15 protein-coding genes are annotated in these 13,157 nt (G+C 70.0%); 6 read left to right on the top strand and 9 right to left on the bottom strand.

The features are described from left to right. Positions 1-3 precede the first annotated feature (3 nt). Positions 4-1,011: a zinc-dependent alcohol dehydrogenase family protein gene (locus tag AW270_RS03020; RefSeq protein WP_061290384.1), complete on the top strand. Its 1,008-nt coding sequence runs from the start codon at positions 4-6 to the stop codon at positions 1,009-1,011. A 13-nt stretch (positions 1,012-1,024) separates the two neighbouring features. On the opposite strand, the gene AW270_RS03015 is transcribed toward AW270_RS03020, so the two are convergent. From AW270_RS03015 to AW270_RS03000, 4 genes are all read right to left on the bottom strand, one after another. Continuing rightward, positions 1,025-1,453 carry a hypothetical protein gene (locus tag AW270_RS03015; protein WP_157521644.1) on the bottom strand — a complete coding sequence of 143 codons (429 nt, stop codon included), beginning with the start codon at positions 1,451-1,453 and terminating at the stop codon, positions 1,025-1,027. Beyond that, the gene (locus AW270_RS03010) at positions 1,428-1,919 is read right to left on the bottom strand and encodes an HIT family protein (RefSeq protein WP_061291404.1); all 492 of its coding nucleotides are present in this window, start codon (positions 1,917-1,919) and stop codon (positions 1,428-1,430) included. Before AW270_RS03010 ends, AW270_RS03015 begins: the two co-directional genes overlap by 26 nt. Before the next feature lie 63 nt (positions 1,920-1,982). Beyond that, positions 1,983-3,236 carry an APC family permease gene (locus tag AW270_RS03005; protein ID WP_061290380.1) on the bottom strand — a complete coding sequence of 418 codons (1,254 nt, stop codon included), beginning with the start codon at positions 3,234-3,236 and terminating at the stop codon, positions 1,983-1,985. 38 nt (positions 3,237-3,274) lie between these two features. Further along, positions 3,275-4,129 carry a carotenoid biosynthesis protein gene (locus AW270_RS03000; RefSeq protein ID WP_061290379.1) on the bottom strand — a complete coding sequence of 285 codons (855 nt, stop codon included), beginning with the start codon at positions 4,127-4,129 and terminating at the stop codon, positions 3,275-3,277. Positions 4,130-4,304: 175 nt separating this feature from the next. On the opposite strand from AW270_RS03000, the gene AW270_RS02995 reads away from it, so the two are divergent. Next, positions 4,305-5,327 (top strand): hypothetical protein, encoded by a 1,023-nt coding sequence (locus AW270_RS02995; protein ID WP_061291402.1) that lies wholly within the window; start codon positions 4,305-4,307, stop codon positions 5,325-5,327. On the opposite strand, the gene AW270_RS02990 is transcribed toward AW270_RS02995, so the two are convergent. Then, a complete protein-coding gene (locus AW270_RS02990; protein WP_061291400.1) occupies positions 5,264-6,313 on the bottom strand; it encodes an L-dopachrome tautomerase-related protein in 1,050 nt (349 codons plus the stop codon). The two genes, AW270_RS02995 and AW270_RS02990, sit on opposite strands and share 64 nt — an antisense overlap. A 46-nt stretch (positions 6,314-6,359) precedes the next feature. Beyond that, positions 6,360-6,869, bottom strand: coding sequence for a TetR/AcrR family transcriptional regulator (locus AW270_RS02985; protein ID WP_061290377.1), 510 nt, complete (start codon positions 6,867-6,869; stop codon positions 6,360-6,362). Between the two features lie 46 nt (positions 6,870-6,915). Between AW270_RS02985 and AW270_RS02980 the strand changes: the two genes are divergently transcribed. The 4 genes from AW270_RS02980 (at position 6,916) to AW270_RS02965 (ending at position 11,461) form a co-directional block, all read left to right on the top strand. Continuing rightward, positions 6,916-7,434: an SDR family NAD(P)-dependent oxidoreductase gene (locus AW270_RS02980; protein WP_245674550.1), complete on the top strand. Its 519-nt coding sequence runs from the start codon at positions 6,916-6,918 to the stop codon at positions 7,432-7,434. 139 nt (positions 7,435-7,573) lie between these two features. Continuing rightward, positions 7,574-8,014: an ester cyclase gene (locus tag AW270_RS02975; protein WP_061290373.1), complete on the top strand. Its 441-nt coding sequence runs from the start codon at positions 7,574-7,576 to the stop codon at positions 8,012-8,014. A gap of 60 nt (positions 8,015-8,074) precedes the next feature. Continuing rightward, positions 8,075-10,369, top strand: a complete 2,295-nt coding sequence (locus tag AW270_RS02970) for a hypothetical protein (protein ID WP_061290371.1) — start codon at positions 8,075-8,077, stop codon at positions 10,367-10,369. 387 nt (positions 10,370-10,756) lie between these two features. After that, complete coding sequence (locus AW270_RS02965; RefSeq protein ID WP_061290369.1) at positions 10,757-11,461, top strand: NAD(P)/FAD-dependent oxidoreductase; 705 nt, start codon at positions 10,757-10,759, stop codon at positions 11,459-11,461. Between the two features lie 3 nt (positions 11,462-11,464). Here the strand turns inward: AW270_RS02965 and AW270_RS02960 are convergent, their stop codons facing one another. The 3 genes from AW270_RS02960 to AW270_RS02950 form a co-directional block, all read right to left on the bottom strand. Further along, complete coding sequence (locus AW270_RS02960; RefSeq protein WP_061290368.1) at positions 11,465-11,821, bottom strand: DUF488 domain-containing protein; 357 nt, start codon at positions 11,819-11,821, stop codon at positions 11,465-11,467. Between the two features lie 70 nt (positions 11,822-11,891). After that, entirely contained in the window at positions 11,892-12,179 is a 288-nt protein-coding gene (locus AW270_RS02955; RefSeq protein ID WP_061290366.1) for an antibiotic biosynthesis monooxygenase, read from the bottom strand. A 45-nt stretch (positions 12,180-12,224) separates the two neighbouring features. Next, positions 12,225-13,136 carry an SMP-30/gluconolactonase/LRE family protein gene (locus AW270_RS02950; RefSeq protein ID WP_061290364.1) on the bottom strand — a complete coding sequence of 304 codons (912 nt, stop codon included), beginning with the start codon at positions 13,134-13,136 and terminating at the stop codon, positions 12,225-12,227. Positions 13,137-13,157: the final 21 nt, after the last annotated feature.

Genomic DNA, 13,157 nt, shown 5'->3' with positions numbered 1-13,157 from the left:
GCTGTGACTGATTCGATGAAGGCCGTTGTGCTCGCCCGTTTCGGAGGGGCCGATGCCTTCGAGCTGCGCGACGTTCCCGTACCGCACGTCGGACCCCGCCAGGTGCGGGTACGCGTCCATGCGACCGCCGTCAACCCGCTCGACTACCAGATCCGTCGCGGAGACTACGCGGATCACGTGCCGCTCCCGGCGATCATCGGGCACGACATCTCCGGCGTGATCGAGGAAGTCGGCTCCCACGTGACCGAGTTCCGCGCCGGCGATGCGGTGTACTACACGCCCCGGATCTTCGGCGGCCCCGGCTCCTACGCCGAGCAGCACGTCGCCGACGTCGACCTCGTCGGCCGCAAACCGGAGAACCTCACCCACCTGGAGGCGGCGAGCCTTACCCTCGTCGGCGGAACGGTCTGGGAGTCCCTGGTGAGGCGGGCTCAGCTCACCGTGGGGGAGACGATCCTCATCCATGGAGGCGCGGGCGGTGTCGGCACGATCGCGATCCAGCTCGCGAAGGCGATCGGCGCACGGGTGATCACCACCGCCAAAGCCGCCGACCATGAGTTCGTGCGCTCTCTCGGAGCGGACGCGGCGATCGACTTCACGTCGACGAACTATGTCGACGCCGTGGCCGAGATGACGCGAGGCAGGGGGGTCGACGTCGTCTTCGACACGATCGGTGGCGACACGCTCACCCGAAGCCCCCTGACGCTCGCCGACTCCGGACGCGTCGTCAGCATCGTCGACATCGCGCAGCCGCAGAACCTCGTCGAGGCGTGGGGCAGGAACGCCGCCTACCACTTCGTCTTCACCCGACAGAGCCGGGGGAAGCTGGACGCGCTCACCACGCTGGTCGAGCGCGGCCTCGTGACGCCGGTCATCGGCGCGACTCTTCCGCTCGCTCGGATGGGCGAGGCTCACGAACTCCTGGAGAACAGGCGGTCGTACGCGCTCCGCGGCAAGGTCACGATCGATGTCGCGGGCGACACTGTCGCGCTTCCCCCTCGCATCTCGTAACGGAACGCTGTGTCTACAGCTCCCCTGGCGGTGGGATGGTGACGAGGTCCAGCCTGGCGATTTCGGTGAGTGCCCGACCGGAGAGGTGCCGGACCTCGGCCCATCCGGGATCGGTGGCGAGCCCTTCGGGGGTCCACTTGTCGGCGTTGGGCTCACCACTCATCTCCGCCAAGCGGTCGTCGATGCGCTTCAGCAGCTCATGAATCACCGGGGACAGAAGGCCTGGCGAGCGCTCGTCGACACTCCACGGCACCCACCCGTTCGCCCAGTCGAAATCCAGCGCCAATTCGTCCTCGCTCCATCGGTGCCGGTCGACCCACGCGACCTGTTCGTCGGCGGAAGCGGCCAGCATCACCAGCGTCTCCGCCAGTCGCAGGACCGAGGTCGGCACGTCGGGCACGGCGTCATAAGGAGAATCAGAATGGATCGGCGAGTTCGCCATGTTCGGTCCTGGTGTCCGCGGTAGGCGATTCCAGCGCTGCCAAGCCGGATTGGACGGCCTTCGACGCCTGATCGAGCAGACTCCGCGCCCTGGTGTCCTGGTTGGCGGCGATCCGGAAGGTGTCTCCCTCGAAGCGGGGGAAAACATGCAGGTGAAAGTGGAAGACCGTTTGGAATGCCGCTTTCCCGTCCGCCAGGAAAACGTTCACGCCTTCACATCGCAGACCGGAGCGCCGTAGAGCGCGGCCCATTCGGTGGCCGATCCTCCATACGTGCGTGCTCGTCTCCTCATCAAGGTCCTCCAACCCCACGGCGTGAACGCGTGGAACGACGAGGAGGTGACCAGGGGTGATGGCCCCCAGGTCCATGATCACCATGACGCGGTCGTCTGAGTAGGGAATGCTCGCTTCGGCCTCGCCGCGCAGGATCGCGCAGAAAACGCAGTCCGATCCGCCGGGATTTCCCATGTACACCATCGTGGCAGCGGGCGGCATCCACAGCGAGTGCTTTTGAGGCCAGCCGTGAGCCATTCAAACGCGGGGAGTGAGTGCTTTTTGCAGGCCGTACACGGCGGCGCCCGCCGCGATCACCGCCGCTCCCGTCAGCACGGAGCCCAGGGGCAGGGCGAAGGCGAGGACCAGGCAGCCCGCCGTGCCGACGATCGGAATGATCCTGGCCGGGCGGCCCTCGGCGGGGCTCAGGGTCCAGGCGGACGCGTTGGCGACGGCGTAGTAGACCAGCACGCCGAAGGACGAGAAGCCGATCGCGCCACGTACGTCCGTCGTGGCGGACAGGACCGCGACGACCGCGCCGACGGCGAGTTCGGCGCGGTGGGGCACCTGGTAGCGGGGGTGGACGGCGGCCAGGACGTGTGGCAGGTGCCGATCACGCGCCATCGCCAGGGTGGTGCGCGAGACGCCCAGGATCAGCGCGAGCAGCGAGCCGAGTGCGGCGACCGCCGCGCCGACCTGCACGACAGGGGCCAGGTTCGGGACGCCGGCCGCCCGGACGGCCTCGACCAGCGGAGCGGTGGTGTGGGCCAGCGGGCCGGGGCCGAGGACCAGCAGGACGCAGACGGCGACCGACGCGTAGACGACCAGGGTGATGCCGAGCGCCAGCGGGATGGCGCGGGGGAGGGTCCGGGCGGGGTCGCGGACCTCCTCGCCGAGCGTGGCGATGCGCGCGTACCCGGCGAAGGCGAAGAACAGCAGGCCGGCCGCCTGGAGCACCCCGGCGAAGGTGGCGTCCGCGCCGATGTCCAGCCGGGCCGCGTCGGCGACGCCGCTGGTGAGGCAGGCGGTCACCACGGCGGCGAGGACTGCCAGGACCACGGCGACGATCACGCGCGTCAGGAGCGCGGACTTGTGGATTCCCAGGTAGTTCACGGCGGTCAGCGCCACCACCGCCGCGACGGCGATCGCGTGTTCCTGGCCGGGCCACACGTAGGAGCCGACCGTCAGGGCCATCGCCGCGCACGACGCGGTCTTGCCGATCACGAAGGCCCATCCGGCCAGGTAGCCCCAGAACTCGCCCAGCCGTTCCCGGCCGTAGACGTAGGTCCCGCCGGACTGGGGATAGCGGGCGGCGAGCCGTGCGGACGACGTGGCGTTGCAGTAGGCGACCACCGCGGCGAGGGCCAGCCCGAGCAGGAGCCCGGATCCGGCCGCCGAGGCGGCGGGGGCGAGCGCGGCGAAGATCCCGGCCCCGATCATCGAGCCGAGGCCGACGATCACGGCGTCGAACACTCCCAGCCGCCGCTTTAGCGCCTCGGGGTACGTGCTCATGGCTCACTCCCAGCGCCGGCGGATCGCTATCGCGCAGGCTATAGGACCAGGTTGGAGCCGCGTCGCCGGACCAGGCTGAGCGCCGCAAGGACGGTGATGAAGACCATGCCGTAGATGGTGTTCAGCACCGAGGTCTCGTAGATGTCGGCCGTGCGCCAGGTCTGGCCCAGGGCGTCGGTCACAGTCGTGCGTTCCCCGGTCAGGTAGTCCAGGACGAACGTGGCGGCGGTGGCTCCGTACAGGAGCAGGGGTTGGACAGGCGAGGTCGTCGGCGCCGAACCGCGGCGGCGCAGGTGGAGCGCGAAGAGCTGGAAGAACAGGTAGGTCGTCAGCGACCATCCGAGGAAGTTGACCAGGGGCACGCCGAAGAAGCCGCCGCTGTCCTCCCAGATCCAGAACCGCTGGATGGTGGCCCGGGTGGGATCCATGGCCAGGTCCCAGGCGACCATGGCGAACGACGCGATCACCGGTGTCCCGATGGTCGTCGACCGGCTCGACCCGCGGTGGACCTCGCCGTTGAGCAGCGCGGCGATCGTCCAGGCCATGTAGCCGACGGCCGCGTAGAAGGGCCCGATCGCCAGCGGTACGTGGAAGAGCTGCGGGCCCGTCGTGTAGTGGTAGTCGCCGAACGGGAAGCCGGTGAGGATGGACAGGTTCTCCAGGACGTTGCTGACGACCAGCGTGACCGCGTAGTAGAGGAGAATCGCCCGCCGGCCGTAGCGGCGGGAGCCGTGCAGCAGGGTGAACGCCGTCAGCAGCACCGTCTGGACGAGCAAGCTGACGCCGCCGCCGATGCCGTGGGAGATGAGATTCCGGGTCAGCATCAAGATCAACAGGAGACCGATGATGATCCACAAGATGGTCGGCGCCCACCGGCTCTGATCGCTGGTCATGATTTCCGTGCCTCCCGAGCCGAGAAAGCACGATCATGTCCACCGGGCCCACCGCCCGTCGTCCGCTGTACGCAGGCGATCGGCAGTACTGCGCACGCGGTAACCGGCCCGGCCCTGTGACTGCTCTCAGCCCGTCTCAGCTCCGCCACAGGAGCTCCGGGCTAAGTTGCGGATCATGCGTGGAGGGTCGTGGAACCGATACGCGCTCTTCGGATGGGCGGCGGTGTACGGAGCGTTCGGCCTGGTCTCCGCGCTGTCCGGGACCGCGCTGTTCTACCGCGCCGCCGAGCCGCTGCCGGTGGGCCTGAACTGGGTCGTCGTGGCCATCGCCGTCCTGGCGGCGGTCGCGGCCTCGGCCGCCTCGCAGCCCTGGGGCCGGCGGGTCGTTCTCGGGCTGTCCGTACTGAGCGGTGTGGCCGCGTTCGGCCTGCTGATGGACGTGATCACTCTCGTCTTCAACCAGACCGTAGACAGTTGGACGGCTACCGCCAACCGGTCGCTCGCCGCGGTCGGAGTGGTCCTGCTCATCGCCGTGGCTCGCTCCTACCGCTCCGCCGCACACGGCGGCTGTCCGCGCTGCGGCGACGTGCACACCTCCGCGACCGAGTGGAGCCGGCCGGAGCCCACGGCCGCGCCGCGGCGCATCCGCCTGCTCGCCTACACGGGGGCCGTGTCGTTCCTGCCGTACGCGGCCATGAAGACGGTCTGGGCGCTGGGCGGCACCATCGCCGGGATCAGCGGAGCGGAGATGCTGGCGACGGCCGAACGCAACGGCGCCTCGGGGGTGTGGCTCACCCTGGAGCGTTGGGGCATCGACGCCACGGCGCTGCTGGCCGTGCTCGGAGTGGTCCTCCTCTTCGGCCTGACCCGGCCGTGGGGGCTCGCGGTGCGCGGCAGGCGGGTGCCTCGCTGGCTGCCGCTCACCCCCGCGCTGATCGGAGCCGCCACACTCGCGCCCTACGGAGTGGTCGGGGTGGTCTACGCGGGGCTCGCCTCGGCGGGGGTGGTGACCGTCCCCCGGGGTGACTTCCCCACCCCGGAAGACGCCCTTCTGGTCACCTGGTTCGGGCTCGGCCCCTTCGCCGTGTACGGCGTCGCGCTGGGCGCGGCCGCGTGGTCCTACCTGCGCCGTACTCAGCGGGTCTGCGTGCCCAGGCGGATCGGGTGGGCGCCGACGTCGACGCGGATGACCTGGTAGGGCGGCACCCTCGCATCGGTGCCGTCGTTGAACAGCGGGGTTCGCGGCAACTGGTTCACGCTGACGTACAGGAAACCGTCGCTCGCCAGGGCCAGGGTGTCCGGCCAGAGCAGGGCCGGGCCGTGCAGGAGCGTCGACCAGCGGCCGTCGGGGTCGCGTCTGACGACGGCGCTGTGCTCGTAGGCGGTGGCGTACACGGCTCCGTCGGTGTCGGATTCGAGGCCGTCGGAGGCGCCCTTGTCGCCCAGGTCCACGACCGTGGCCGCGACCTGCTCGTCGGTCAGGGAGCGGTCGACCAGGGCGTCGGCCGCCACGCTGTACAGGCGTCTGCTGGACAGCGGGCAGTAGAACAGGCGGGAGCCGTCGGCGCCCAGGGCGATTCCGTCCACGCCGACCTGGTAGTTCTCGCGGACGACGCCCTGCACGATCGCGCGGAACCCGGGCACCGCCAAGGTGCTCTTGTGGCCGCGCAGCCGGGGCCACATCTCCCCGGTGGCCAGGTCGACGACGATCAGCGCGCCTTCGGGGGCGCAGTCGGTCAGGTACGCGTATCCGCTCGATCCCCGCGAGAAGTCGAAGCGCACGTCGTTGAGGTAGGTCGTGCGGGTGGCGGCGGCCGGGTCGAGCGGGATGACCCTGACGACCCGGTCGGTGGCGGGGTCGACCTCGACGAGTTTCGGGCCGTTCTCCAGCCAGGGCTGGAAGGCGAGGCTGCCCGTGTCGAGCAGCCACACGTGTCCTTCCGGGTCGGTGATGACGCTCTGCACCGACACCAGGGTGCCGGTGTTGTACGCGAGGTCGGGATAGGGCACCGCCTCGCCCTTGACGACCTCCGCGACGGTGTAGGGCACCTCGTCGCCCCACCGTGGGAAGGAGACGAAGAGGCGGCCTTCGTCGGTCACGGTCACGCCGGTCGGCATCATGGCGCCGAACTCGGCGACGACCGCGTAGTCGGTGCCCACCCAACTGCCGAGCGGAGAAGACATGATCTTCTCCTTCCTGGAGACGAAGAGGCGACGTCCTTCCACTCTCTCAAACGGCGTTCGGCCCCCTCATTGGGGTGAGGCCGGCCCGGATCACCCGCATCACCTGGCTGTCGCCGCTGAAGCGCCTCATCGCCTGGAGGCCGACGATCAGGGTCTGGACGTCGGCCACGTCCACATCGGATCGCACGGTCCCCGCGCGCCGGGCCTGGGCGAGGAGGTCGGCCATCAGGTCGGTGAACTCCTTCTCGACCTCGGGCAGGGCCGTGGCCAGGTCGAATCCGATCCCGGCGAACGCCTCGGTGAGGCCCAGGTCGGTCGCGCCCTGTTCGGCCATGTGGGTGAGGAAGGCGTACAGACCCTCTCCCGGGTCGAGCGCCGCCTGGTCGCGCGCCCGCTCGGCCACCTGCCGCAGCCGGTCGGCCACGATCGCCTGGAACAGCGACTCCTTGGTGGGGAAGTGGCGGTAGATCGTGCCCGCGCCGACCCCGGCCCAGCGGGCGATCTCGTCGATCGGGACGCCCGCGCCCTCCTCGGCGAAGGTCTCGCACTTCGGCACGAACTACCTAGGCCACTTCGCCCTCACGGGCCTGCTGCTCGACCTGATGCTGCCCGTCCCGGGCTCTCGCGTGGTCACGGTCAGCAGCGCGGGTCACCGGCAGGGCGGGCCGATCGACTTCGGCGACGTCAACTGGACCACCCGCGAGTACAGCCGGGTGGCGGCGTACGGGAACTCCAAACTGGCCAATCTGATGTTCACCTACGAACTCCAGCGCCGCCTGTCGGGCACGGGGGAGACGGTCGCCGTCGCCGCGCACCCCGGCGGATCCGACACGGGAGGCTCCAGGACCTCGGTCGCGAACCAGCCGTGGTGGTTCCGGGTCTTCTTCGCGCTGGTCCGGCCGCTGCTGATCCAGCCCGCCGAGATGGGGGCGCTCCCCTCGCTGCGTGCCGCGACCGACCCGGCGATCCAGGGCGGCCAGTACGTGGGCCCGGACGGATTCCAGGAGAGCAGGGGCCACCCGAAGGTGGTGACGTCGAGCCCGCGCTCCCACGACCTCGCGGCCCAGCGCCGGCTGTGGACGATCTCGGAGGAGCTGACCCGGGTGACGTTCCCCGTGTAGGTCGAATGCGCTTTTCCCGGCCGGGAGGTTGCGCGGCATTCCCTTGTATGCCCACGACGGCCCCGTGGGCCGTTGTCGGAAAACGCGTGGGTAATGTCATCGATAAGTGTCCTGCCACGACCCGGAAAGGGGAAGATCCATGGTCGAGAAATGGGAGATCAAACGCGCGCTAGCCGCCGCGATCAATGACCATGACATGCATCGAATGCTCGATTGCTTCGCCGAGGACGCGACATTCGTCTCTCCCGTGGGGGTGGCGGAGGGACACGACGAGATCGCGTGGATCTTCGAGCAGTTCTTCAAGGGATTTCCGGACCTTCGCCTGATCGTGTGGTACGAGGCCATCGGAAATGACGATCCCCTGGTGGTCGAATGGACGGGAACCGGCACCCACACCGGTCCTTTCCTGCTGCCCGATGGGCGCGATCTGGAAGCGACCGGACGCCGCATCTCGCTGCGCGGCACGTGCGCCTCGTTCATCGACAATGGAAAGATCGTCACCCACCGCGAATACTTCGATCAGTTGGAGCTGTTCTCGCAGCTCGGTATGCACCTGGCAATGGACGACACAGCCGCTTGATCAAACTCCTGTCCACTCGCTACGGTTGGGCGCTTTGACCGCCTCATCACGAAGATGGCCATGCGTCGCTACCGTTTAGGCAGGATCGCCACTCTGATCGCGCTCGGCTACTTCGCCGTGGTCGTGGTCCTGGGCGTCATATCGTTGATCACCGCTGAAGGCGGTCTCCTCTGGAAGGTCGTCACCCGCGACTTCCTCCTGGACTGGTTCTCCGACCCCGGCGAATCTCCCCCGGCCATCCCGGGGGGCCTGATGGTCGTCCTGGTCCTCATCGGAGCGCTCCAGGCGTGGGCCCTGTGGCAGGTGCTGCGCGGACGGGTCAGCGGTGAGCTGACCGAGCGGGGCAGGCAGGTCGGCCTGCTGCGACTCGCCCTGTACGCCGGCGTCGGCTACGGCCTGATCTCCATCGCCGCCGCTCCGCTGGTCTACGCGCTGGAGATCTACTGGTTCTGGTCGGTGACGGGCATCCTCTCGGGCTGCCTCCAGGTGGCCACCGTATGGCTGTTCTTCGTGATCCTGCGGGACACCGTCTCGCGCGGGCTCCGGCTGTTCTCCCTGGTCGTCGGAGCCGTCGCCGCCGTGAGCAGCCTCGGCGGAGAGATCACCGACCTCCTCGATCTCCGCACCGCCGGACAGATCCTCTACCTTGCCGGAGGGTACGGGCACCTCTGGCTGGCGTGGTCGGTGTCGATCCTGATCGCCCAGGCCAAGGATCCTCGCTGGAGCGCGGCGACCGTCTGGACGGGTGTCGCCGCTCAGGTGATCTCGGTCGTCCAGCCCTCCGGGACGGTCGGGTTCTTCGGCAGCGGGTTCCCGAGCATCCAGACGTTCTTCACGCTCCTCGGCGCGGCCAGTGTGTTCGGGCTGGTGTGGGACGCCCGGACCGCCCACGAACTGGCCGGCCCCCTCCCCGAGCGGGGCGCGGTGTCGGACCGGATGGCGGCCCGGCCATGGCCTCTGGCGGCCGTGGCCGTCGCGTTGCCGCTGATCCCGGCCGCCGTCAACCTCGCCCAGGGCAGCTTCCACTGGATCGGCCCGAGAGGCGTGATCGAACACTACTTCCGCGTGGAGGCGGGCAGCGGAAACGCCCTGAGCTGGCTCGTCGTGGACGTCTTCGTCGGCGTCGGCGGCCCCGCGCTGCTCATCCTGGCCGCCGTCCTGCGCAGGACCCGACGCGCCCTGTGGTTCACCACGTCGGCGCTGGTCATCGCCGCCGCCGTGGGTTTCGTCAGCGCGCTCACGGCCACGACTGCGCCGGAGGAGTTCGACGACTTCTACGAAGGCTCCCAGATCTACGGGGACACGCTCCCCCTCGGCATCTCACCGGCCTGGTACGGCGTGGCTCTGCTGGCCTCCGCGCTGCTCCTGGCGTTCCTCTACCCGACCCCGCTGACCCGGCCCGCGCGCCGCCGGATGCTCGTCATCGCCCAGGTCGCGACGCTGGTGGCGCTGGTGGTGGTGCCCGCGGCGGACCTGGCCCGCAGCCCGGTCACCACAGCCGAGGACTGCGCGCCGCCCGAGCCCTGGGAGGGTCAGCCCGAGGGGCCTCAGCTCACCCGTGACCAGCGGCTCGTCTGCTCCCTGCGGCAGTCCGAGGTGATCAGACTGGCCGCCGGCACGCCCGACTCCATGATCCTCACCCACGCCCGCTGGCTGTGCGGCGTCTACACCCGCAACGATCCCCGGGAGGTCGCCGACCTCAAGGCGACACAGGGGATAGCCCGCGACGCGCTGACCTACCCGCTCGCGGAGGTCTGCCCCAGCGCCGGCGCCGTGGTCAGCGCCGCGGCGGCGGAATCGGACCGGGAGATGCAGGAGTGGGAGGCCGACACGCAGCGCATGTGCGACACCCGCCCCCGCCACCGCCCGCTCATCAGACCGGCGAAGGTGGTCCGGATGAAGGAACCCCAGTGGACGGACTACGGGGCCGTCGAGACCTACGAGGAGACCGAGGAGGCCTATGAGGAGGACGTGCTCGACGAGGCACAGGACGACGGCCTGGTGGCCTCCCGCCCCGGAAATCTGATGGTCCTGACCCACCCCGACTACGACGTCTGCGTCACCCTGGAGACCTACGCCCGCCGCCCGCCGGTCGAGACCAAGGGCTGGGACCACGTCGTCGAGGTCGGCTACGAGAGCCCGGCCGGTGACATGGTGCTCAGGGACGACCTGAGCGGCACCGAATTCCCCAACCTGTCGCTCGACGGCCGGGCGGGTCACTATCGGGTCCGCGTCCACTACGACTGGTTCGACTGGGACGGGCCTCAGGAGGCCGGCCAGCGCCTGCTGATCATGGCCTTCCCCGCGAAGGGGGGCGAGCGGGTCACGTACCGCAAGCCGGCTCAGCCGAGATAGCGAGGGGGCGGCTCGTTACGCTGGCGTCCGTGACACCGGAGCGGCTGGAGCGCCGCACGCCCGGCAGCTCTACCGCCGGGCCCAGCGCCACGTCGCCGAGGAGCGCCCCCGGTTCACCGTCTCGCCGGACAAGCGCCATGAACTGCTGGAGCTGTTCATGGCGGCCACGCTGGCGGGTGACGTGCCGGCGCTGGAGCGGATGCTGGCCGAGGACGTGGTGGCCTGGGCCGACGGCGGCGGCAAGGCGCCAGCGATGCGCCGTCCGGTGGTCGGCCGGGAGCAGGTCCTGCGTTACCTGCTCGCTCTCAGCCGGTACGCCCCGCGCATCGAGTTCGTCCCGGAGACGCCCTGGGCAGCCACGCCGACCTGGACGCCGTCCCCGGCGCGGTGGTCGGCGCGGGGCCGACCGGCCTGGAGACCGCCACCGCCCTGGCCGAGGCCCACCCCGGCCGGACGATCCGCCTGGTCACCGGCGGAACCCTGGGCCGGGAACTGTCCGGCCGGGGCCAGGACTACGTACGCCGCGCCCTCGACCGCCTGGGCGTCAAGGTGCACGAGAACGCCAGGGTGGCCGAGGTCCACGCCGACGGCCTGACCCTGGAGGGCGGCGACCACGTCACCGCCGACGCGGTCGCCTGGACGGCCGGTTTCACCGTCCCCGGCCTGGCCCGCGAAGCCGGACTGGCCGTGGACGGCCGAGGCCGCATGATCGTCGACGGCACCCTGCGCTCCCGGTCGCGCCCGGAGGTCTACGGCATCGGCGACGCCGCCGCCGCGCACACCCAGGACGGCCACCTGCTCCGCATGGGCTGCGGCCCCGGCGGGCTGGCCGCCGCGTGCGCCTTCCACGCGATCACCGCCCGCATGGCCGGACGCGACCCGAAGCCGCTCCGCGTCAAGACCGACGCCCTGTGCATCAGCCTCGGCGAACGGGACGGCCTCTTCCAGCCGACCGACCTGGACGGCACACCACGCGGAAGGGTGCTCACCGGACGCCCGGTGGTCCTGATCAAGAAGGCCGTCCTCGGCGTCACCGGCCGGCACAACCTCCGCCACCCCGGCCTCGGCCTGATCGCCGCCGGACAGGGCTGACCGTCATCGGAGCACGTCGGCGAGGACGGCCGCCTCGCTGATGTCCGCCTTCTTCGTCGCGGTGAGCAGGGTCAGCACGCCCCTGTGGGCGATCTCGCGAAGATGCGACACGGCCGCCGCCCGCTCGGGGCCCTTCAGTTCGCGCCGGTAGCGGCGGCCGAACTCCTCGAAGCGGTCGGGGTCGTGGGCGTACCAGGTCCGGAGTTCCGCTGATGGGGCTATGTCCTTGCACCATTCGTCCAGACCGGCTGTGGCCTTGGCCAGGCCCCGTGGCCAGAGCCGGTCGACCAGTACCCGGGTGCCGTCGTCGTCGGCCGGCTCCTCGTAGACCCGGCGTACCCGAACCTCGATTGCGCTCATGGCTCCGACGCTACGCGGGCGGGTGGCAAGGGCGGTTCAACCAGGCGAAGGTAGGTTTTGATGGCATCGGTCAGTGGGCGGTGCCCTCTTCGGAGGAGACGAGTTCGTCGATCGCGGCGAAGAAGGCCTGGATCCCCGGCAGATTGCCGCCCTTGGCCCGGGAGGCGGCGAAGTCCGCCGGGGATCGCCACTCCACGATGTCGACCCACTCGCCGCCGGGCAGTTCGACCAGCTTGGCCCCCAGGAACCCGGCACGGTCGGCCTGGAAGTCGGCGATCATCCCGCCCCGGGCGGCCAGCAGGTCGCTCCTGCGCTCGGAAGAGACCCGGAACCTGGTGATTTCCACTGTCGTCGTCATAACGGCCACGATATAGTCATGATTAATGACAGTCAAAATCGGTGACTAATTGCTGAGCCGGGCCAGGATGAGGTTGGGGTCGGTGGCGGTGAGGTAGGCGGCGCTGAGGACGTAGAGGGTCCGGCCGCGGACGGCCACTGACGTCGGGTTCTGGAGGCCGGTGGTGAGCAGGGTCTCGGTGTGGCCGTGGTGGTCGATGCGGACGACCTTGTTGGGGGCGTTCAGGGTCGCGATGACCTGGTCGTCGCGGGTGAAGGCGAGGTCGTCGACGCCGGTGAGGCCGGTGGCCTTGACCTGGATCGGACCGGGGCGGCCGTGCTTGATCGGGATGCGGAGCAGGGTGCCTCTGTCGAGGTTGGTGGCCCAGACGGCGTCGTCCCGGATCTTGATGCCGTTGGCGCCGAGGAAGCCGGTCGCGGTCAGTTCATCGGCCGACGACCAGGTTCTGGCGGGGCCTCCCTTCAGGGGGACGGTGGAGATCGTGCCGAGGACCGAGTCGGTCAGGTAGAAGGTCTTCGCGTGCTCGTCGTAGGCCAGGCCGTTGGGCAGGCCGTTCGCGGGGAGGGCGGCGATGCGGTGCGGAGTCCCGCCCGGGGGCAGGCGGTAGAGGCCGGTGGTGGCGGCGTCGCCGCCGGCGTACAGGAAATAGAGGGTGCCGTCGGCCAGGCGGACGATGCCGGTGGTGAGGGCGAAGCCGAGCACCGGGGCGGCGGCGCCGGTGTCGGGGAGGGTGGCCAGGATCTTCACCGCGCCGCCGGGGGTCACGGCGGCCACCTGCCGGGCGACGGCGAAGGTGACGTAGGCGGTGCCGTCGGGGGCCAAGGCGATGTTCTCCGGCTGCTGGCCCTTGGCCAGGTCGAAGTGCACCGCGATCCGGGAGCCCGCCGCGTGGGCCGGTGGCGCGGTGACCAGGCCGATCCCGGTGGCGAGGGCGAGGGCGAGCAATCTCTTGCGCATGGTGGTCCTGTCTGGATGAGG

The organism is Herbidospora cretacea, assembly GCF_001570605.1.
Taxonomy (GTDB): domain Bacteria; phylum Actinomycetota; class Actinomycetes; order Streptosporangiales; family Streptosporangiaceae; genus Herbidospora; species Herbidospora cretacea.
The sequence above is the reverse complement of the archived record's forward strand: the minus strand, read 5'-3'. Positions and strand labels throughout refer to the sequence as shown.